Source organism: Streptomyces rishiriensis (assembly GCF_003112535.1).
Taxonomy (GTDB): Bacteria; Actinomycetota; Actinomycetes; order Streptomycetales; family Streptomycetaceae; genus Streptomyces; species Streptomyces rishiriensis.
Genome location: NZ_BEWA01000003.1, coordinates 334924 through 354529, shown reverse-complemented (window position 1 = coordinate 354529; position 19606 = coordinate 334924). Strand labels below are relative to the sequence as shown.

The 19606-nt window shown below is 72.9% G+C and carries 16 protein-coding genes and 1 tRNA gene; 3 read left to right on the top strand and 14 right to left on the bottom strand.

Features of this window, described 5'->3' with window-relative positions; all coding sequences use genetic code 11:
• Nucleotides 1-47: 47 nt before the first annotated feature.
• The 7 genes from Sri02f_RS06420 to Sri02f_RS06390 form a co-directional block, all read right to left on the bottom strand.
• Complete coding sequence (locus Sri02f_RS06420; protein ID WP_109000088.1) at nt 48-947, bottom strand: carbohydrate ABC transporter permease; 900 nt, start codon at nt 945-947, stop codon at nt 48-50.
• Nucleotides 944-1879, bottom strand: a complete 936-nt coding sequence (locus tag Sri02f_RS06415; protein ID WP_109000087.1) for a carbohydrate ABC transporter permease — start codon at nt 1877-1879, stop codon at nt 944-946. Before Sri02f_RS06415 ends, Sri02f_RS06420 begins: the two co-directional genes overlap by 4 nt.
• A gap of 255 nt (nt 1880-2134) precedes the next feature.
• The gene (araD, locus tag Sri02f_RS06410; protein WP_109000086.1) at nt 2135-3880 is read right to left on the bottom strand and encodes an L-arabinonate dehydratase; all 1746 of its coding nucleotides are present in this window, start codon (nt 3878-3880) and stop codon (nt 2135-2137) included.
• Complete coding sequence (locus tag Sri02f_RS06405) at nt 3877-4788, bottom strand: dihydrodipicolinate synthase family protein (protein ID WP_109000085.1); 912 nt, start codon at nt 4786-4788, stop codon at nt 3877-3879. Before Sri02f_RS06405 ends, araD begins: the two co-directional genes overlap by 4 nt.
• The gene (locus Sri02f_RS06400; RefSeq protein ID WP_109000084.1) at nt 4785-5468 is read right to left on the bottom strand and encodes a GntR family transcriptional regulator; all 684 of its coding nucleotides are present in this window, start codon (nt 5466-5468) and stop codon (nt 4785-4787) included. Before Sri02f_RS06400 ends, Sri02f_RS06405 begins: the two co-directional genes overlap by 4 nt.
• Nucleotides 5469-5633: 165 nt before the next feature.
• Nucleotides 5634-6395: an MBL fold metallo-hydrolase gene (locus Sri02f_RS06395; protein WP_109000083.1), complete on the bottom strand. Its 762-nt coding sequence runs from the start codon at nt 6393-6395 to the stop codon at nt 5634-5636.
• A gap of 159 nt (nt 6396-6554) precedes the next feature.
• Nucleotides 6555-7151 carry a TIGR03086 family metal-binding protein gene (locus tag Sri02f_RS06390; protein ID WP_109000082.1) on the bottom strand — a complete coding sequence of 199 codons (597 nt, stop codon included), beginning with the start codon at nt 7149-7151 and terminating at the stop codon, nt 6555-6557.
• A 99-nt stretch (nt 7152-7250) separates the two neighbouring features.
• Here Sri02f_RS06390 and Sri02f_RS06385 point away from each other — a divergent pair, with 99 nt between their 5' ends.
• Nucleotides 7251-8495: an MFS transporter gene (locus Sri02f_RS06385; RefSeq protein ID WP_109000081.1), complete on the top strand. Its 1245-nt coding sequence runs from the start codon at nt 7251-7253 to the stop codon at nt 8493-8495.
• 230 nt (nt 8496-8725) lie between these two features.
• Here the strand turns inward: Sri02f_RS06385 and Sri02f_RS06380 are convergent, their stop codons facing one another.
• On the bottom strand, nt 8726-9889 hold the full coding sequence (locus Sri02f_RS06380; RefSeq protein ID WP_109000080.1) for a hypothetical protein: 1164 nt from the start codon (nt 9887-9889) through the stop codon (nt 8726-8728).
• Nucleotides 9889-10830 (bottom strand): 5-dehydro-4-deoxyglucarate dehydratase, encoded by a 942-nt coding sequence (locus Sri02f_RS06375; RefSeq protein ID WP_245970465.1) that lies wholly within the window; start codon nt 10828-10830, stop codon nt 9889-9891. The genes Sri02f_RS06380 and Sri02f_RS06375 overlap by 1 nt, the downstream gene beginning before the upstream one ends.
• A gap of 228 nt (nt 10831-11058) precedes the next feature.
• On the opposite strand from Sri02f_RS06375, the gene Sri02f_RS06370 reads away from it, so the two are divergent.
• Together Sri02f_RS06370 and Sri02f_RS06365 are read left to right on the top strand one after the other, a co-directional pair.
• Nucleotides 11059-11868, top strand: a complete 810-nt coding sequence (locus Sri02f_RS06370; RefSeq protein WP_109000078.1) for an NAD-dependent epimerase/dehydratase family protein — start codon at nt 11059-11061, stop codon at nt 11866-11868.
• Nucleotides 11869-11927: 59 nt separating this feature from the next.
• Complete coding sequence (locus Sri02f_RS06365; RefSeq protein WP_174855599.1) at nt 11928-13163, top strand: TerD family protein; 1236 nt, start codon at nt 11928-11930, stop codon at nt 13161-13163.
• Between the two features lie 95 nt (nt 13164-13258).
• Here the strand turns inward: Sri02f_RS06365 and Sri02f_RS06360 are convergent, their stop codons facing one another.
• From Sri02f_RS06360 to Sri02f_RS06345, 5 genes are all read right to left on the bottom strand, one after another.
• Nucleotides 13259-13831 carry a TetR/AcrR family transcriptional regulator gene (locus tag Sri02f_RS06360; RefSeq protein WP_109000076.1) on the bottom strand — a complete coding sequence of 191 codons (573 nt, stop codon included), beginning with the start codon at nt 13829-13831 and terminating at the stop codon, nt 13259-13261.
• A gap of 410 nt (nt 13832-14241) precedes the next feature.
• Complete coding sequence (locus tag Sri02f_RS06355; protein ID WP_109000075.1) at nt 14242-15825, bottom strand: TROVE domain-containing protein; 1584 nt, start codon at nt 15823-15825, stop codon at nt 14242-14244.
• 385 nt (nt 15826-16210) lie between these two features.
• Nucleotides 16211-16286: transfer RNA gene (locus tag Sri02f_RS41090), tRNA-Ile, on the bottom strand.
• A gap of 56 nt (nt 16287-16342) precedes the next feature.
• Entirely contained in the window at nt 16343-17800 is a 1458-nt protein-coding gene (locus tag Sri02f_RS06350; protein WP_109000074.1) for an alkaline phosphatase PhoX, read from the bottom strand.
• Nucleotides 17801-17961: 161 nt separating this feature from the next.
• Nucleotides 17962-19389, bottom strand: a complete 1428-nt coding sequence (locus Sri02f_RS06345) for a hypothetical protein (RefSeq protein WP_109000073.1) — start codon at nt 19387-19389, stop codon at nt 17962-17964.
• Nucleotides 19390-19606 lie beyond the last annotated feature (217 nt).

The window sequence follows — 19606 nt, the reverse complement described above, 5'->3', positions numbered from 1 at the left end:
GGCGGCGGCGGTGGCGGTGGGAGCGGCGGTGGCGGCCCGGGAAGCCCTCATCCCTTCACCGCCCCCGCGCTGAAGCCGGTGATCAGCCACTTCTGGATGAAGGCGAAGACGAGCACCACGGGGACGGCGGCGATGATGCCGCCCGCGGCCAGTGCGCCCAGGTCGACGCTGTCGGCGCTCATCAGGGTGTTCAGGCCGACCGGGATCGTCTGCTTGGTCTGGTCGGAGAGGAACATCAGGGCGAAGAGGAAGTGGTTCCAGGCGTGCACGAAGGCGAAGGAGCCGACGGCGATCAGTCCGGGCCGCAGCAGCGGCAGGACGACGATGCGGAAGGCGGTGAGCCGGCCGCAGCCGTCGACCCAGGCGGCCTCCTCCAGGGAATAGGGGACGTTCCGGATGAAACCGCTGATCAGGATCATCGACAGGGGCAGCTGGAAGACCGTCTCGGCGATGATGACGCTGGCCAGCGAGTTGATCATCTTGAGCTCGGCGAAGATCTGGAAGAGCGGCACGAGGAGCAGCGCGCCCGGCACGAACTGGGTGCACAGCAGGGCGAGCATGAACCCGCGCTTGATCCTGAAGTCGAAGCGGGCGAGGGCGTAGCCGCCGGCCAGGGCGACCCCGGTGGTGAGCAGCAGGGTGGCCACGCCGGTGATCACGCTGTTCTGGAAGTAGATCCCGAAGTCACGCTCGTTCCAGACCTTCTCGAAGTGGTCGAACGTCATCGGCCAGGGCACGAGCGAGGTCGAGCCGGCCGGGCGGAGCGCGAACAGCAGGATCCAGTAGAAGGGGACGAGGGTGAACACCAGGTAGATGCCCAGGGGAAGGTAGATCTGCCAGCGCGGGGCCTCGTCCCAGGCGCGCTTGCGGCGGGACGGCTGCCGGTCCGGCGCGGCGGGCACGCGCACGGGGACCGGCGCGACCTCGGCGGCCTCCTTGGTGATCACTTGTCGCCTCCTCCGAACTTGCTCAGCCGCAGATAGACCATCGAGCAGAAGAGCAGGATCACGAACGCGACCGTGGTGAGGGCGGACGCGTAGCCGAAGTTGTGGGCGTCGACGCTGGTGTTGGCGATGTAGAGCGGGAGGGTGGTGGTCTCCCCCGCGGGCCCGCCTCCGGTGAGCGTGTAGAGCAGGTCGACGTTGTTGAACTCCCACACCGCGCGCAGCAGCGTGGACAGGACGATGGCGTCCTTCAGGTGGGGCAGGGTGATGTGCCAGAACTGCTTGATCCGGCCGGCTCCGTCGACCTCGGCGGCCTCGTACAGGTCCTTCGAGACGGACTGGAGGTCGGCGAGGATGAGGATCGCGAAGAAGGGGACGCCGCGCCACAGGTCGGCGACGATCACCGCCGGGAAGACGGTGGAGGTGTCCGACAGCCAGCTGGCGCCGTACTCGCCGATCCCCATGTCCGCGAGGTAACGGGTGACGCCGGTCTGGGAGTTGTAGAGCAGCACCCAGATCGCGGAGGTCAGCACGCCCGAGACGGCCCAGGGCGAGAACACCAGCGCGCGGCCGAGCGCCCGTCCGGCGAAGGTCTGGTTCACGATCAGCGCCAGCGCCAGGCCGAACAGCAGCTGGAGTCCGACCTCGACGAACACCCACTTCGCGCTGAAGGTCAGCGTGTCCCGGAACTGCGAGTCCTCGGTGAAGATCCGGACGAAGTTGTCGAAGCCCGCGTAGCCGTTGCGCCACGGCTTGGTGGGGTTGAAGTTCTGCAGGCTGTAGTAGAAGACGCTGACGACCGGGTAGGCGATGAAGCCCAGCATCAGCAGGGCCGCCGGCGCGATCAGCAGGTACGGCAGCCTGCAGGGCGTGGCGGAGGCACGGCGCCGCCGGGGCGGCGCCGGCGGTTTCGCCACCGCTGCGGCTTGGGCCATGACAGTTCTCCGTTCTCGGTGCGTCTCTCGGCGCGTTTCTCGGCGCGTCTTTCAGTGCGCCTTTCAGTGCGTTTCTCGGCGCGTCTTTCGATGCGTTTCTCGGCGCGTTTCTCGGTGCGGCGAGCGTTCGCGTGCGTTGTCCGTCGTGCTGTCCGTGCGTCGTGCTGTCCGTCGTCGTGCGGTCGCGTGCGGTGCGCCGCCGTGCGGGTGAAGCGCTTTCTGCATGGGCAGGCGTGTGCGCTCCCGAGCCGGCGGTCAGCCCGCGTAGGGGTCCGCGACCTTGCCGGGGCGGGCCAGGAACGCGAAGTCGCAGCCGGTGTCGGCCTGGGTGATCTGTTCGTTGTAGAGCGCGCCGTAGCCGCGCTCGAACCGGGTGGGCGGCGGCGTCCACCGCGCCCTGCGCCGCTCCAGCTCCTCGTCGTCCACATGGAGCCGCAGGGAGCGGGCCTCGACGTCGAGGGTGATCGAGTCGCCCGTGCGGACCAGGGCGAGGGGCCCGCCGACGTACGACTCGGGCGCCACGTGCAGCACGCACGCGCCGTAACTCGTCCCGCTCATCCGGGCGTCGGAGATGCGCACCATGTCCCGCACCCCCTGCTTGAGCAGGTGGTCGGGGATGGGCAGCATGCCGTACTCGGGCATGCCCGGGCCGCCCTTGGGGCCGGAGCCCCGCAGGACCAGGACGGTGTCGGCGGTGATCCCCAGCCCGGGGTCGTTGATGGTGCGCTGCATGGTCCGGTAGTCGTCGAAGACGACCGCGGGACCGGTGTGCTTGAGCAGGTGGGGCTCGGCGGCGATGTGCTTGATGACCGCGCCGTCCGGGCAGAGGTTGCCCCGCAGCACGGCGACCCCGCCTTCGCCCGCCACCGGGTTGTCCCGGGGGCGGATCACGTCGTCGTCGTGCACCCGGGCGCCGGCGAGCTGCTCGCGCATCGTGTCGTGCGAGACGGTCGGCCGGTCCAGATGGAGCAGGTCCGTGATCCGGGAGAGGAAGCCGGGCAGGCCGCCGGCGAAGTGGAAGTCCTCCATGAGGTACTTCTCGCCGCCGGGCCGGACGTTGGCGAGGACGGGGACCGTGCGGGCGACGCGGTCGAAGTCGTCGAGGGTGAGCTCGACGCCCGCGCGGCCCGCCATGGCGATCAGATGGATGACCGCGTTGGTCGAGCCGCCGAGGCCCAGGACGGTCGTCACCGCGTCCTCGAAGGCGTCCGCCGTGAGGATGTCGCTCAGCCGGCGCCCGCGGTGGACGAGTTCGACGATGCGCAGACCGGCGGCGGCCGCCATCCGGTCGTGCCCGGAGTCCACGGCCGGGATGCTCGACGCCCCCGGCACCGTCACGCCCAGCGCCTCCGCCGCGGCCGTCAGCGTGGACGCGGTGCCCATCGTCATGCAGTGGCCCGGCGAGCGGGCGAGGCCGCTCTCCAGCTCGGCGAGCTCGCAGTCGCCGATGAGGCCGGCCCGCCGGTCGTCCCAGTACTTCCACATGTCCGTGCCCGAGCCGAGGACCTCGCTGCGCCAGTGGCCCGGCAGCATGGGCCCGGCGGGCACGAAGACGGCCGGCAGGTCGACGCTCGCCGCGCCCATCAGCAGGGCCGGGGTGGTCTTGTCGCAGCCGCCCATCAGCACGGCGCCGTCGACCGGGTAGGAGCGCAGCAGCTCCTCGGTCTCCATCGCCAGCAGGTTGCGGTAGAGCATCGGGGTCGGCTTCTGGAAGGTCTCGCTCAGCGTGGAGACCGGGAACTCCAGGGGGAAGCCGCCCGCCTGCCACACGCCCCGCTTCACGGCCTGCGCGCGGTCGCGCAGGTGGACGTGGCAGGGATTGATGTCGGACCAGGTGTTGAGGATCGCGATGACGGGCTTGCCGAGGTGCTCCTCGGGGAGGTAGCCGAGCTGGCGGGTGCGGGCGCGGTGGCTGAAGGAACGCAGGCCCTCCGCGCCGTACCACTGATGGCTCCTGAGCTCCTCGGGGCGTTTCCCGGCCTGATCGTCGAAGCGCTTCATATGGACCATCCCGCTGCTATCGCGGCGACCTCGGACCGCTCGCCCTCGGGCAGCGCCCGGCTCGGCGGACGCACCTCACGCCGGCACAGGCCGAGTGAGGCAAGGGCCTCCTTGACGACGGTGACGTTGTCGGCGGAGCCGTTGGCGGCCCGCAGCTCCTCGAACCGTCTGATCTGTTCCCACACCTTCATCGCCGCCGGGTAGTCCCCTGATCGAAGCGCTTCGATCATGTTCAGCGAGACGGCCGGGGCGACGTTCACCAGGCCCGAGGTGAAGCCGGTGGCGCCCGCGGAGAAGTAGGAGGGCGCGTAGGGCTCGGCGAGACCGGCGACCCAGACGAAGCGCTCCAGGCCTGCGTCGCGCGCGAACGCCGCGAAGCGGGCGGCGTCCGGGACGGCGTACTTGACGCCGATGACGTTCGGACAGTCGTCGGCGAGCTCGGCCAGTCGCTCGCCGTGCAGCTGCGCGTTGCGGATGTACGGGACGACGCCGAGTTCGGGCACGGCCCCGGCGATGGCCCGGTGGTAGTCGACCCAGCCGCTCTGCGAGACGTAGGGGTGCACGGGCTGATGGACCATCACCATCTGCGCGCCCAGCTCCCGGGCGTGCCGGGCGGAGGCGACGGCGGTCGGCAGGTCGTGCCCGACGCCGGCGAGGATCACGGCACGCTCCCCCGCCTCGTCGACGGTCAGCTCGGCGACCAGGCGGCGCTCCTCGGGGGTGAGGGCGTAGAACTCGCCGGTGTTGCCGTTCGGGGTGAGGGTGGTGATCCCGCCGTCGAGCAGCCGGCGCACCAGGGCCCGGTGTGCGCCGCGGTCGACGGCGCCGTCCTCGGCGAACGGGGTCACCGGGATGGCCACCACGTCGGCCAGGGCCGCACGCTGGGTCTCGAACGTCACGCCGCTCATCGCTGACCTTCCTCGGCCGGAGCCTCTTCGAGGGCGTCCGCCCCGGCCGCGTCGGGGAACGCCCGGTGCACGAAGGACGCGATGTGGGCGTGCAGGGCGCGGGCCGCGCCGTCCGCGTCGCCGGCCAGGGCGAGGCGCAGGATCTCGCGGTGCTCGCCGGCCTCCCGCTCCCAGGAGGGCGAGGCCGCCCAGGCGACGGCGGAGACCAGGGCGGCCTGGTCGCGGACCTCGTCGAGCATCCGGCCGAGCAGCGGGTTGCCGCACGGCAGATACAGGGCGCGGTGGAACTCCCGGTTGGCCAGGGACCGTTCGGCGGTGTCGGCGGCCTCGTCGGCCATCGTCAGCGCCTCGCGTGCGGCGTCCAGGGAGGCGCCCCGGCGCACGGCCCGCCTGAGCGCCTCGGGTTCGAGGAGCAGGCGTACGTCGTAGACCTCGCGCGCCATGTCGGCGTCCACCATGCGCACCGTGACGCCCTTGTACTGGCTCATGACGACCAGGCCGGTGCCGGCCAGGGTCTTGAGCGCCTCGCGCACCGGGGTCTTGGAGACCCCGAACTGCGCGGCGAGCTCGGTCTCGACCAGAGCCTGACCGGGCGTCAGCCGCCCGGTGAGGATGCGGCGTTTGATCTCCTCCAGCACGTACTGCGTGCGGGACGGGATCGGCGTGGGCACAGAGGTCATGCGCGCCTCTCGGAAGTCGCGTATCCGCTCTCGGATCTCGCATATCGCGTCTCATATATGACGTACGAAGTACGACGCGTTGAAGGTAGGAGGGGCCCCGGGTTTCGTCAATGCTTCCGGCAGAGGAAGTCGAGGTTGCCGGGGCGCAAGGGGACACAAGTGGGGTCAGAAGGGGATGGTCTCGCCCTCGCGCGCCGTGCGGGTGGGGCCCTCGAAGACGGCGGCGGCACGTGCGGTCGCCGCCTCCCGCGTCAGCGTCGGGCCGACGTGGGTGACGTACAGCTCGCGCACCCCCGCCTTGCGGGCGGCCTCACCGGCCTCCTCGGGCGTGAGGTGCACCGGCTGCTCGTGTTCGCCTTCGCGATGCCGGTCGAGGTCCGCCTCGCACAGGAACAGGTCGGCCCCCGAGGCCAGCTCGGTGAGCGCGTCGCACGGCCCGGTGTCACCGGAGTACGCGAGGACGCTGCCCTGGCACTCGACGCGCAGGGCGTACGCCTCGACGTCGTGGGCCACCGCGCGCGAGGTGAGGCGCAGGTTCCAGTGCCGGACGGTGTGCCCGTCGAACAGCGGCCTGAAGTCGAGGTACTCGCTGAGGAACCGTACGTCCGACCGGCCCAGGAAGCCGGCCAGCCGCCGGGCGCAGTCGAGCGGCGCGTACACCGGGATCGGGGCCGGCGGGGTCATCCCGCCGAAGGCGAACGCGTAGGCGGCGGCGAGGAGGTCCGCGCTGTGGTCGACGTGCAGGTGGGAGATCCAGATCGCCGTGAGCCGGTCGGGGTCCGTGTGCCGCTGCAACTGCGCGAACGTGCCGGGTCCCGCGTCCACCCAGACCTCCGCCCCCGCGCCGCGCAGCAGATACCCGGAGCAGGGGCGGCCCGGCCCCGGGTGCGGAGAGGCGGTGCCGAGGACGGTGAGGCTGAGGGGCATGGTGGGGAGCGTACGTTTCGCTCCCGCCGGACGCGCCCTGAATGCGTCCGTCCACGGCAACCGCCCGCCGGCGTCCACGGCTCGCCCCGGGCTCCTGACGCCCGGGCCCGCACATGCGGGCGGGTGCCCGGGGGCGTCCGCCCCCGCATGCACCCGTCGCTACGAACGGGGCGTCCACCCCGGATCGCGTCCGCTCAGTCCGAGCGCCCGGTCGAGCAGCGAGGCGTCCTGCGGGACGGGGACCACGGGTCCGAAGGGGCCCGCGCCGGAGGCGCCGTCGGCCGCGGCGGCCAGGAATCCGTGGGCCGCGGACAGCGCCGCCGGGTCGGGGTCGTACTCCTGGCCGGTCGCCCGGGCCAGGTCCCAGCCGTGGATCACCAGTTCGTCGGCGACGACGGCGGCGGCGACCGCGCCGGGCAGGTCCACGCCGCCCGCGCGGGTCATGCCGGTCCGGGCGGCCGGGTCGCGCCAGGCGTCGACGAGGGCGTCGAGGGCTTCGGCCAGTTCCCCGCGCCAGCCGGGGCCGATGTCGGGCGCGGCCGCGTCGGGCGGGGTGTCGGTCGTGGGGCCGAGGTCCTTGCGGGCCGCGTCCCGGAAGGCGACGGACAGACCGGTGAGGTGTCCGAGCAGATTGCGCACGGCGCAGCCCGGGCAGGGCGTCCCGTGCGCGAGCTGCTCGTCGCGCACGCCGTCCGCGAGGCGCGCGATGATCCGGGCCTGGGGCCCGAGGTCGAAGGTCGTCGTCGTGTCGGTCATGTGAGAGAGACCGTCCGCGCGCCGGAAACTCATCGCGGCCCCCGGGTAGGGCACCTGCCCGATGCGGCGAGGGTCTCCTTAGACCCACGATGACCAGGCATGACGAACAACTGGTCCGTGGTACGGGTCCTGCGGGACCGCGACGCGGCGCTCTGCCTGGCCGTGTCGGCGGTGTCCGGCTTCGGCACCTCGGCGCTCTGGCTGGCGTCCGGCGTGTGGGTCAAGGACCTCACCGGCTCGAACGGGCTCGCCGCGCTGTGCGTACTGGCGCTGTGGGCGCCCACGCTGCTGGCCCCGCTGCTGGGCTCCCTCGCCGACCGCACCCGCCGGCGCCCCCTGCTCGTCGCCTTCACCCTGGGCCCGGCGGCCCTGCTGCTCAGCGTGCTCGCCGTGGACTCGCCCGACCGGCTGTGGCTGCTGTTCGCGGTGCTGTTCCTGTACGGCGCCGCCTCCGTCGTGGTCGACGCGGCCGAGTCCGCGCTCGTCGCCGCCGTCGTGGCCCCGGAGCTGCTCGGCGACTATAACGGGCTGCGCATGACGCTCACCGAGGGCATGAAACTGGTGGCCCCGCCCACCGGCGCGGTCGTGTACGCGGCCTACGGCGGCCACGGCGTGGCACTGCTGGACGCGGCCACGTTCGTGTGCGCGGCCGGACTGTACGGATGTATGCGGGTCCGTGAGGAACGGCCGCGGCGGGTCGCCGGCCACTGGCGGGCGCAGACCGCCGGGGGCGCCCGCTTCCTGTGGGGGCATCCCGACCTGCGCCCGCTGGTCGTGGCGGGCGGCACGACGATGCTGTTCGCGGGTCTCGGCGCGCCGCTGCTCTACGCCGTCGTCGAGGGACTCGGCCACTCCCCCGCTTACATGGGCGTGCTCTACGCCGCACAGGGGGGCGGATCTGTCGTGGTGGGGCTGGTCTCGGGGCCGGCGCTGCGGCGACTGGGCGCGCGCCGGTTCGCCGCGTGCGGAATCGCCCTCACGGCCGTCGCGGTCGTCGCCCAGGCCGTCCCCTCGGACCCCGTGGCCCTGATGTGCGGCGCCGCGATCGGGGCGGGCCTGCCCTGCGCCCTGATCGCCGCGCTGACCGCCGTGCAACAGCGGACCCCGGACGCGCTGCTCGGCCGGGTCACCGCCACGGCCGGCACCCTGCTCTACGCGCCGAACGCGGTCGGTCTGGCGATGGGTGCGGGCCTGGTCGAACTCCTCCCGTACCAGCCGCTGTTGCTCGCGCTGGGCCTGGCCCGGCTGACGGCGGTCCTCCCCCTGCTGCGAGCCCCCGCGCAGGCCGATGAGGGCGCCGCACGCACCGCGTCCGCGGCCCCGCCCGACGCCGACCCGGCGTGAGAAGCCCCGGACCTCGACCATCGGACCTCGACCATCGGACCTCGACCATCGGACCTCGACGCCCGGACCTCGACCATCGGACCTCGACGACCCGCACCGCAGACCGCCGCATGCGGCACGCCAGGCCCGGGGCGCCGGGCCCCGCGCCCCGGGCGCGGCGGTCTGCGCCCGACTCCCGCCGCGTCGCCCCCGGTTGCGGTCCCGGCGTGCCGCCGCGTCCGCGCGACCGGTCAGCGTGAGGCGAGTGCCTCGCGGACCGCCTCCAGGTCGGCGTCCGACGCCAGTCCCGCGTGGTACAGCCGGGCTTCGGTGGCGCCGAGTTCGCGAGCGCGGGCCATGTCGGCGGTCAGCGTGCCCGGACTGCCCCCCATGCCGGAGACGACGCCGAAGTTGGCGGCGAGGACCGCGCCCTCACGTTCCTGTGCGGCGAAGGGCGTCAGCAGGCCGGGCCCGTCGGCGCAGGGCACCACGACTCCGTCCGCGACGGACAGGATGTGCGCCGGGTCGACGCCCGCGTTGGCGCCGACGTGGTACGTCACGGGGTCCGCGTGCAGCAGGACCTGGAAGCCCGCGGGCGCGGCCGCCCGGACGGCGGCCACGGCCGCCTCCTGGAGGGTGCGGGCCCGTTCGTCGCGCCACGCGCGCGTGGCCGCGGCCATGTCCTCCCCGAGGAGTTTCTCGACGCCGGTCCAGCCCTGGTCGTCCGGCGCCCCCCGCCACAGCGGCTCCAGCGCCTCCCGGACGGCGGCGGCGAGCGCGTCGGCGTCCAGCCCCTGTGCGCCGTAGCCGGCCCGGCAGGCGGGGCAGAAGCAGAGCGCCATCAGGTACTGGCCCGCGTCGCCGAGGCCGACGCCGCCGGTCTTGTCGTGGGCGTGCAGGTGCTGCAGGCCGTACCAGCCGAGGGACTCCAGCTCGGCGCCGGCCGCGCCGGGTCGCACGGCGGCCTCGGCGGCCAGGTCGGCCAGGTACGCGCGGGTGGCGGGCTGCGCGACGCAGGGCGCCCAGGGGTAGCGGTCGCCGTAGGCGTTGACCACCGAGGTGTCCGGATGCTCCGCGCCCAGGCGGGAGTTGTGCGCGAGGACCACCCAGGAGTGCACCTCCAGCCCGGCCGCGGCGAGCGCCTCGGCGGCCTCGCCGTAGGCGTCGCCGGGGGCCCAGTCGCCGGCCGGGTACGGGCGCAGGGCGCGCCCCTCCCAGCGGCCGTCCGGCGGGTAGAGCACGGCCGCGTGCTCGGCGGTGACGATGCGGTGCCGCGGGTGGCGCGGGGTCAGGGCGCGGGTGGAGTGGTAGGCCGCCGCGAGGGTCACCTGCTCCACGCCGAGCGAGGCGATCCGGGCCGGCGCGCCGGGGTCGCCGGTGACGTCCCAGGGGTAGACGAAAGTCGACGCCTTCACTACTTGTCCTCCTCCAGCAGCGCGTAGCCGCGCTCCATCACCAGGGCGAGCTGTTTGACATGTTCCTCGCTCGGTTCGTGCAGCGGCGGGCGGACCTCGCCGACGTCGAGCCCGCGCAGCCGGACCGCGGCCTTGACGAGCGAGACGGCGTACCCGCGGCCCTGGGCGCGCAGTTCGACGAACGGCCGGTAGAAGCCGTCGAGGAGGCGGTGGACGGTGCCGTCGTCGCCGGTGGTGAGCGCCCGGTGGAAGGCGAGGGCGATCTCGGGGGCGAAGCAGAACACGGCCGAGGAGTAGAGGGTGACGCCGAGGGCGCGGTAGGCGAGCTGGGTCTGTTCGGCGGTCGGCAGGCCGTTGAAGTAGAGGAAGTCGCCGGGGACCTCGGTGCGCACGGCGCTGATGATCCGCTGCATCAGGTCGAGGTCGCCGAGGCCGTCCTTGAGGCCGACGATCCCCTCGGTCCGGGCGAGTTCGACGACGCTCTCCGGGGTGAAGACGGCGTTGTCGCGCTGGTAGACGATCACGGGCAGGGAGGTCGCGGCCGCCACCGACCGGTAGTGCCGCAGCAGGCCCTCCTGAGCGGCGACGACGAGGTAGGGCGGCATGGCGAGCAGGCCGTCCGCCCCGGCCGACTCGGCCAGCCGCGCGTAGCGGACGGCGAGCGCGGTGCCGTAACCGGCGCCCGCGACGACCGGCGCCCGCCCGGCGGTCTCCTGCACCGCCGCCCGGACGCAGGCCTCGAACTCCTCCGGTGCCAGCGCGTGGAACTCCCCGGTCCCGCAGGCCGCGAAGACGGCGGCGGCGCCCGCCTCGACGCCGCGGCGGACGTGCGCGCGGAAGACGTCGAGGTCGAGGGAGCCGTCGGGGCCGTAGGCGGTGACGGGGAAGAACAGCGGCCCGCTGGGGACGCGGAGGCGGGCGGCGAGCGGGGCTGACGTCACGGGCTCTCCCGGGTCCATATTCTTGAGCGGTGTCCATATTCCTGAACAAGCTCACGCTAAGGTGCCCGATCTGGCCCGGTCAAGCCGACCAACCCCCGAGACACCAGCAGTTTTGGCACTCCTGTCGCACACTTGACGGGTACCGCCGCCGCTCCTTAGCGTGTCCATGAATGTGAACTTCGGCCATGCATGCGTCCGCCCGCTCAAGTGATCCAAGGAGACCCGAGGATGCCCGCTCCGCGCACCGTCCTGCTCACCGGCGCCGCCGGCGGCCTCGGCACCCTGATGCGGGACCTGCTGCCGGCCTACGGCTACGAGCTGCGCCTGTTCGACCTGCGCCCGGTCGAGGGCGCACCGGAGGCGATCGTCGCCGACCTGGCCGACAAGGCGGCGGTCCGGGAGGCCGTACGGGGCGTCGACGCGATCATCCACCTCGCGGGCATCTCCCTGGAAGCCCCCTTCGAGAAGATCCTCGCCGCCAACATCGCGGGTACGTACAACCTGTACGAGGCCGCCCACGACGAGGGCGTGCAGCGCGTCGTCTTCGCCTCCTCCAACCACGCCGTCGGCTTCACCCCCCGCCCGCGGGGCGAGGAACCCCTGATCCCGGTCGACACCCCACGCCGCCCCGACACGTTCTACGGCCTGTCCAAGTCCTTCGGCGAGGACCTCGCCCAGCTCTACTGGGACAAGCACGGCCTGGAGAGCGTCTCGGTGCGCATCGGCTCCTGCTTCGCCGAGCCGACCAGTGTGCGCATGCTGTCGGTGTGGATGAGCCCCGCCGACGGCGCCCGCCTCCTCCACGCGGCCCTGACCGCCGAGAACGTCGGCCACACCGTCGTCTACGGCTCCTCCGCCAACACCCGGCTGTGGTGGGACCTGTCGACCGCGCGCGCCCTCGGCTACGAGCCGCAGGACGACTCCGAGCCGTACGCCGAGAAACTGGTCGCCGAGCAGGGCGAGCTGGACCCGGAGAACATCGCCCACGCCTACCTGGGCGGCCACTTCGTCAGCGACCCGCCGATCTGGCCGTACTGAGGGCCTCCCGGGTAAGGGAACGGCAAAGTGGTCTCGTTCGTTCACCCGGCATGACAGCTATGACCCCCGGCTCGAACATCCCTCTCCCGGTCGCGCGCGTGACGGTGGACGTCTCCGCCCCGGTGCGGCTCGACGTTTCGGGCCTGCTGCTCACCGCCGACGGCAAGGTGCGCTCCGACGACGACTTCATCTTCTACAACCAGCCGAGCGGACCGGGCGTGACCTACCGCTCCGGCGGCGGCACGTCCCCCGACGCGATCACGGTCGACACCGCCGCCGTCCCCCCGGGCATCGAGAAGATCGTCGTCACGGCGAGCCCGGACGGCGCGGGGCAGACGTTCCAGGGCGTCGAACCGACGGCGACGATCCGGGGCGCGGACGACGGCAGCGTGCTGGCCACCTTCACGCCCCCGGGTCTCGGCGCGGAGACGGCTCTGGTGGTGGTGGAGATCTATCTGCGCAACGGCGCCTGGAAGGCCCGCGCGGTCGGCCAGGGCTACGCAGACGGCCTGGCCGGCATCGCCACCGACTTCGGCGTCACGGTGGAGGAGCCGGCGCCCGTCGCCCCGCCGCAGCCCGTCGCCCCGCCGCAGCCGACGATCCAGACCCCGGTGGCCCTGTCGGCCCCGCCCGCCGACCCGCGGCTGACCACGCCCGCGCCGCCCGCCGCGCCGCCCGCCGCTCCCCCGGCCCCGCCGGCCGCCGCGCCGGGCGCCGGGAAGATCAACCTGGACAAGGGCCGGGTCAGCCTGCAGAAGAACCAGACCGTCTCCCTGATGAAGGGCGGCCGCCCGCTGCTCTCCCAGGTCAAGATGGGGCTCGGCTGGGAGCCCGCGTTCCGCGGCAAGGACATCGACCTGGACGCCTCGGTCATCGCCTTCGGTCCCCAGCGCAACCACATCGACAGCTGCTACTTCGGCAAGCTCTCCATCGTGAACGGCGCGATCAAGCACTCCGGCGACAACCTCACCGGCGAGGGCGGCGGGGACGACGAGGTGATCGTCGTCGACCTCGGCCGGCTCCCGCAGGAGGTGACCGGTCTGGTCTTCACCGTGAACTCCTTCTCCGGCCAGAAGTTCACCGAGGTCGCCAAGGCGTACTGCCGGCTGCTGGACGCCGCCACCGGGGAGGAGCTGGTGCGCTTCGACCTGACCGGCGCCGAGCCGCAGACGGGCGTGCTGATGGCCAAGATGATCCGCCAGTACTCCGGCGAATGGGAGATGACCGCGATCGGCACGTTCGTGAAGGCGCGCACGGTGCGCAACATGGTGAAGCCGGGCGCCGAGACCCTGTAGCCGCCTGCACGCGGCCCCGCGCCGTCCCGCTCCCTCTCTCCCTCCCCCTCCGCTCGGCCACGGGCGCCCGCCGTCACGGGGGGCGCCCGTCGCGGTCACCGCACCGGCCGCAGCCCCTCGGTCAGCAGCGACACATACCGGCGGATGACCCCGCCGTCACCGTTGGCCAGCTCCGACGCCGTCGCCACGCCGTGGGCGAGCCGCAGCACGTCCATCGGATCGACGTCCAGCCGCAGGGCGCCCTCGCGCTGCGCCGCCTCCACCAGCCGGGTCGCCGCCGCCTTCACACGCGTGCCGCAGACGGTGACCGCGGCCGCGCCGCCGTCCGTGACCGCCGAGCCCAGCAGCGCCTTCATACCGCGGACCTGGATCGTGCCGACGCACAGCTCGTCGAGCCATGCCGTCAGCGCCTCGCCGGGCGACAGCTCCGCGGCGAGCGCGTCGGCCCGCGCCGCGAGCGCCTCGATCCGGTCGAGGTAGGCCGCCTCCAGCAGCGCCTGCCGGGTCGGGAAGTGCCGGTACAGCGTGCCGGAGCCGACGCCCGCCCGCTTGGCGACGTCGTCGAGGGACGCGCCCTCGCCGTGCTCGGCGAAGGCTTCCGCGGCCGCCTTGAGCAGGCGCTCGTAGTTGCGGCGAGCGTCCGCGCGCATGGGTCTGACCCGCGTCATCCAGTCACTCCTCGCGAACCGTGTCGCTGCGCACCGGTGGCGACCGCCACGGAGACCGTCCCCGCTCGCCGCGCCAGCGGCCGCGGGTCCACGACCGGGGCCGGTCGCGCTGCCCGCATCCTCACCTTCTCATCCACCGGCGGACGGTCGGAACAGCGCCGGGAACACGTGGGGAGGCCGGGAGTCGCGGACCACCACGACTCCCGGCCCCCTCGGCATGACGGCCCGCTACCGGCTCCCGGAGAGCAGGGGCCCAGAGAGCAGGGTCCCGGAGAGCAGAGCCCTGGAGACCGGAATCCTGGAGACCAGGGTCCTGGCCGACGGCCTCGGCCTGCCGGCGCGACACGAGCGGGACGACCGGCTCATCGGCCGCTGCCAGGTGTCACGGCTCGGCCGGTCGCGGCCCGCTCTCAGGCCACCCACGGCCACTTCGTGTCGTCGGCCGCCTCCAGCAGCGGCACCATCCGGAACGCCGCGTCCGACAGACCGCCGAAGGTGTGCCGGTTCGCCGTGCCGGACGGGCCGTGCCCCGCACGGTGCCCGGCCAGGTTCCACGTGTAGACCGGCACGTGCGCCGGGACCTGCTCGGTCGGGCCGCCGTGGCGGCTCGGGGCGAACTGCTCGTCGGTGACGATCAGCACGCGGTCGTGCGCGCGGTAGTGCCGGCGCACGGCCTCGGTGGTGTCGGTACCGCCGAGGTCACCGAAACGCTCCAGAATCTTCAGCACAGACTCCCCCTTACGGAACTTGATCGCGTTGCTTGTGGTACCGAACTCGACGAGGTCCGCGTCCGCCGCCCGCAGTGCGAGCGCCGTCCCGAAGATCGCCGCGGCGTCGGCGCGGTTGAGGTCGGACCGGTCCGACAACCGCGCGTAGAACATCGAGCCCGAGCGGTCGACGAGCACCAGCGTCCGCCCCGGCAGGGCGGGCACGTTGGCCAGCGAGTGACCGAGCGCCTGCTCCAGCGGGTAGGCCCAGCGCAGCGAGGGCGCGTGCTGGTACGCGGCGAGGTACCGGAACGGGAACTGCCGCGAGCGCGCGACCTCCGCCGGGTCGCTGATCTTCGCCGCCACCTGCGCGGCGACCTCGTCGCCGACGCCGGCCTGGTCGAAGTTGCGCAGGTTGCGGACCAGCGCCATGGATCCCATGGACGGGACGACCGCCTCCCAGGCGGCCTTGTCCATCGGCCCCTGGAGCCAGCCCGCCAGCGCCTCCCAGGTCATGCCCGCCTCGGCCAGGCGCCGCGCGCCGTCCGCTCCGGTCACGACCTCGCGCCGCTCGGCGGGCGGCAGCGCCATCAGATCGCGGTGCGCCACGAGCGCGGGCAGCGACCGGGGCGGCTCGGCCGTCTCGGGGTGGTGCCGGCGGTCGAGGGCGTACCGGAACAGGTCGCCCTGCCACGGCTTGGCCGGGTCCGGCGAGGCGTGCACCAGGTTGAGGATGTCGCCGAAGCGGTACCCCTTGGCGGCGGTGTCGTACTTCAGCAGCGAGCGGGCGCTGTAGAGCCGGCGCACCGCGTCGGCGACGCCCCGCTTGACGGGCTTGGGGAGGGTGCTGCCGTACGTCGCCGTCCAGTACCCGAGCAGCTCGCCGGGCTCGTCGGGCCGCTGCAGGACGCTGTCCACGACCTGCCGGTTGGAGGGACCGTCGGTGGCGCCCGCCGCCAGACGCGCGTGGACGTACTCGGCGGCGCCGACGATCGCGGCCGTGCGGAGGTTGCCCTCGCCGCGCAGCCAGCCCAGCAGGCCGGCCGTCCAGACCGGGTCGCTGACGGCGAGCTCGCGCACCAGCGCGGCGAAGCGGTCGTCGCGGGCGGCGCCGGTCTCGTAGAAGGTCTGCTGGGAGACGAAGTTCGCCACCGCCAGCAGGAAGAGCTCGGAGCGGGCGTCCCTCTCGTGCCCCCGGCCGCCCTGGTGGGTGCGCAGCGCCCGGCCCGTGGTCGTCACGGGCGAGGCGGGCTGCGCCCTGCGGGCACGGACGTTGAATCGCACCATGGTGAATTCCCCCGAATTCATGAGATATCGAGTCCGTCGTTCGACGACTCGCTTTTCGGGGAGGCGCAACAAAGGGAGGGTGCCCGAGATCAGGGATCGGCGACGGACTTAGCCAGATGCTCTACCGACTGAGCTACACCGACCTGAAGTCGATGACGGGACTCGAACCCGCGACCCTCCGATCCAATGAAGTAACCGTTGCCTGCGCACCGGGCACCCACCTCATGCTGCGCCTCCCGAGATCAAGTGGGCGGCGGCATGGATTTCTGTGGAAAGAAGGAGCCGCAGCCCGCGCACCGGAAGGTGCTGTGAAGTTGTGGTGTCCAGAGATCGAGGCCGGCGGAACCGACAAGGTGCTCTGCCCCTGAGCTACACCGGCATGTCGTGCCGATGGCGGGATTCGAACCCGCGGCCGCCCCATTATCAGTGGAAGTAGGTCCTGCCTTCGCACCTGGACAGGCATCACTTTAGGAGGGCGGCCGCGGACGGGGCGAGCGAATTAATCCCCGGTCGTCGCTTACCGCTTGTGCCGCTTCCAGGGGCCGGTGATGGCCAACATGATTCCGGGTGTCTGGATGTTGGCGTACAGGGTGTGGCCGTCGGGCGAGAAGGTGACGCCGGTGAACTCGCTGTATTCGGGCTTGTCCGCGGTGCCGATGTTGAGCTCGTTGCGGGCGATGGGGTAGGTGCGGCCGCTGTCGGTGGCGCCGAAGAGGTGCTGGACGCCCTCGCCGTCCTCGGCGATGACGAGGCCGCCGTAGGGGGAGACGGTGATGTTGTCGGGGCCGTCGAAGGCGCCGTCGGCCGACGGGTCGGGGTTCACCCCGAGCAGTACCTTCAGGGTCAGCGTGCGGCGCCCCGGGTCGTAGAACCAGACGGCGCCGTCGTGCTGGACGGGGCTCTCGTCACGGGCGTAGGAGGAGACGACGTACGTGCCGCCGTCGCCCCACCACATGCCCTCCAGCTTGCGGGCGCGGGTGACCTGGCCGGCGGCGAACTGCTTGCGCACGGACACCGACTTCGCGTCGCGGTCGGGGACGTCGACCCAGTCGACGCCGTACACGGTGCCGATCTTCGTGGCGCGGGAGAGGTCGTCGACGAACTGGCCGCCGGAGTCGAAGCACTTGAAGGCCTGCAGGACGCCGGCGTCGGCGGCGAGGGTGCGCAGCTTGCCCCGGCCGTGGCGGAAGCCGGCCGGCGGGGTCCAGCGGTAGAGCAGGCCGTTGGGGCCCGAGGCGTCCTCGGTGAGGTAGGCGTGGCCTTGCTTGGGGTCGATGACGACGGCCTCGTGGGCGTACCGGCCGAACGCCTTGACGGGCCTCGGGTCGCGGTTGGCGCGGCGGTCGGCGGGGTCGACCTCGAAGATGTAGCCGTGGTCCTTGGTCATGCCGTTCTGGCCGGCCTTGTCCTCGGTCTCCTCGCCGGAGAGCCAGGTGCCCCACGGGGTGGCTCCGCCCGCGCAGTTGGTGGAGGTTCCGGCGATGCCGACCCACTCGGCGACATGGCCGCCGGGGCGCACCTCGACGACCGTGCAGCCGCCGGCGGCGGCCGGGTCGTAGACATGGCCCTCGGTGAGGGGCACCGGGTACTGCCAGCCGGCGCGCGGGCCCTTGAGCTCATGGTTGTTGACGAGCAGGGTCGCGCCGCGCGGGCCGCAGAAGGCGGCGGTGCCGTCGTGGTTGGACGGGGTGATCTCGCCGGACTCCAGCGTGGTCCGGCCGCTGTAGGTGACGACGCGGTACGTGAAGCCCGCGGGCAGCGCGAGGAGGCCGGCCGGGTCGGGCAGCAGCGGTCCGTAGCCGACCCCGTGGTGTCCGGCGGCCGCCTGCTCGCCCGAGGCGTCCGCGGTGTCCTCGGCGTCCGTGCCGGCGAGGGCGTTCGGCGCGCTGGCGAGGGCGCCGACGCTGCCCGCCAGCGCGATCCCGGCGCCGGTGACCGCGGATTGCCTGGTGAAGTCCCTGCGGGTGAGCGACATGGTGTCTCCTGAGACGGTGGAAGAGCCGTGGAGGGTGGCGGACTCCGGTCGGCGACACCGTCCCGCCCATGCCTGAACGGGAGTTGAACGGTGGGCGGCTTCGGGGGACCTGCTTCCATGAATCCGTACGGATCTCGTCAGCAGGCCCCCAAGACGGGCGCTTATCCGCCGTGCTGCGAGCGCGCCTTGAAGGCGGCCTTGCGGGCTTCCTTGGCGATGCGCTTGTCGGGGTGCAGGCGTCCCATCGCCTCCAGGACGTCCGCGGTGGCCGGGTGGTCGACGCGCCAGGCGGCCGCGAAGAAGCCGCCGTGCTGCTGGGCCAGGCCTTCGACGAGGGCCTGGAGCTCCTCGGAGTTGCCCTCGGCGGCGAGCTGGGCGGCCAGGGTGTCGACGGTGAGCCAGAAGACGAGTTCCTCGGAGGGCGCGGGCACGTCGGTCGCGCCGAGTTCGCTCAGCCAGACACGGGCGAGACCGCCGAGTTCGGGGTCGTCGAGCACCTCGCGCACGGCGGGTTCGGCCTGCCCGCCGACGAGCGACAGGGCCTGCTGGCAGCGCAGCCGGCGCAGCGGGGCGCCGGGGTCGGAGCCGCGGGCGGCGGCCAGCAACTCCCGTGCGGCGGCGAGGGGTTCGCGACGGGTGAGCCAGTGCTCGGTCTCGGCGAGCGCGGCGCGCGAGCCGTAGGCCGCGCTGCCGTCGAGGAGGGCGTCGGCCCCCTTGTCGGCGAGGTCGCCGACGGCCGGGGCGTCGAATCCGGCCTCCTGCAGGCGGGCCCGCAGTCCGTACACGCCGAGCGGGGTGAGGCGGACCATGCCGTAGCGGGAGACGTCGGTTTCGTCGAGGGGGGCGGTGGGCTCCTCGTCGGCGTCCGTCATCAGGGCCTCGTCGACGGGCCGGTAGGCGACGATGCCGATGGGCTCCAGCAGACGGAACTGGTCGTCGAGGCGCATCATCGCGTCGGAGACCTGCTCCAGGACGTCGTTGGTGGGCTCGTCCATGTCACCGGGGATGATCATGGAGGCGGCGAGCGCGGGGAGCGGGACGGTTCCGTCGCCGGGGCCGTCCTCGCTGGCGGTGAGCAGATAGAGGTTGCCGAGCACGCCGTCGAGGAACTCGGCCTCGGCCTCGGGGTTCCAGTCGAGCCGGGAGAAGTCGACCTGGCCGCCCTCGTCCATCGCCTCCATCAGCTCGTCGAGGTCGGGGACGGCCGCCTCGGCGAGCACGGTCTCCAGGGCGGCGAGCCAGACGGCGAGGACGTCGTGCGGGGCGCCGCCGGTGAGCAGGGCCAGGTCCTCGCCGGCCGTGACCGTGCCGGCCTCCTCGTCGACGACCTCGACGAGCCCGGCGTCCACGGCGATCCGCCAGGCCTCGCTCGCGTAGGCGGCGGCGTCCTCCCCGGTCAGGCCGAGCGCCTCGGCGGCCGCCGCGAGCTGCTCCTCGACGAGTGCGCCCCCGGCGTCGACGCGGGTGCCGGGACCGGCCCAGCGGGCGAGCAGGGCGGCCCGGGAGAGCAGGGGCGTGGACAGGGCGTCGCGCGCCAGCTCCGCTTCGGGGTGCAGCCGCACCGGCGGCAGGGGGGAGCTGTCTGACATCGGCTGGTTCTCCTAGGGCGCGTGGTGCCGCCGGCCGCAGGGGCCACTGGGCCACTCAGCCTAGACGGATATGGGCCCATGCCGCCCGGTTCATCTCCCCGTCGGCCCGCGTACATGGCTGAAACCTTGACAACTGGCCTGAGCAGGCAGGAGATTGACGCGCGTAGAAATCCACTGGACAGGTGTTCACTGTGTTTCTACGCGCGTCGCGCACGGC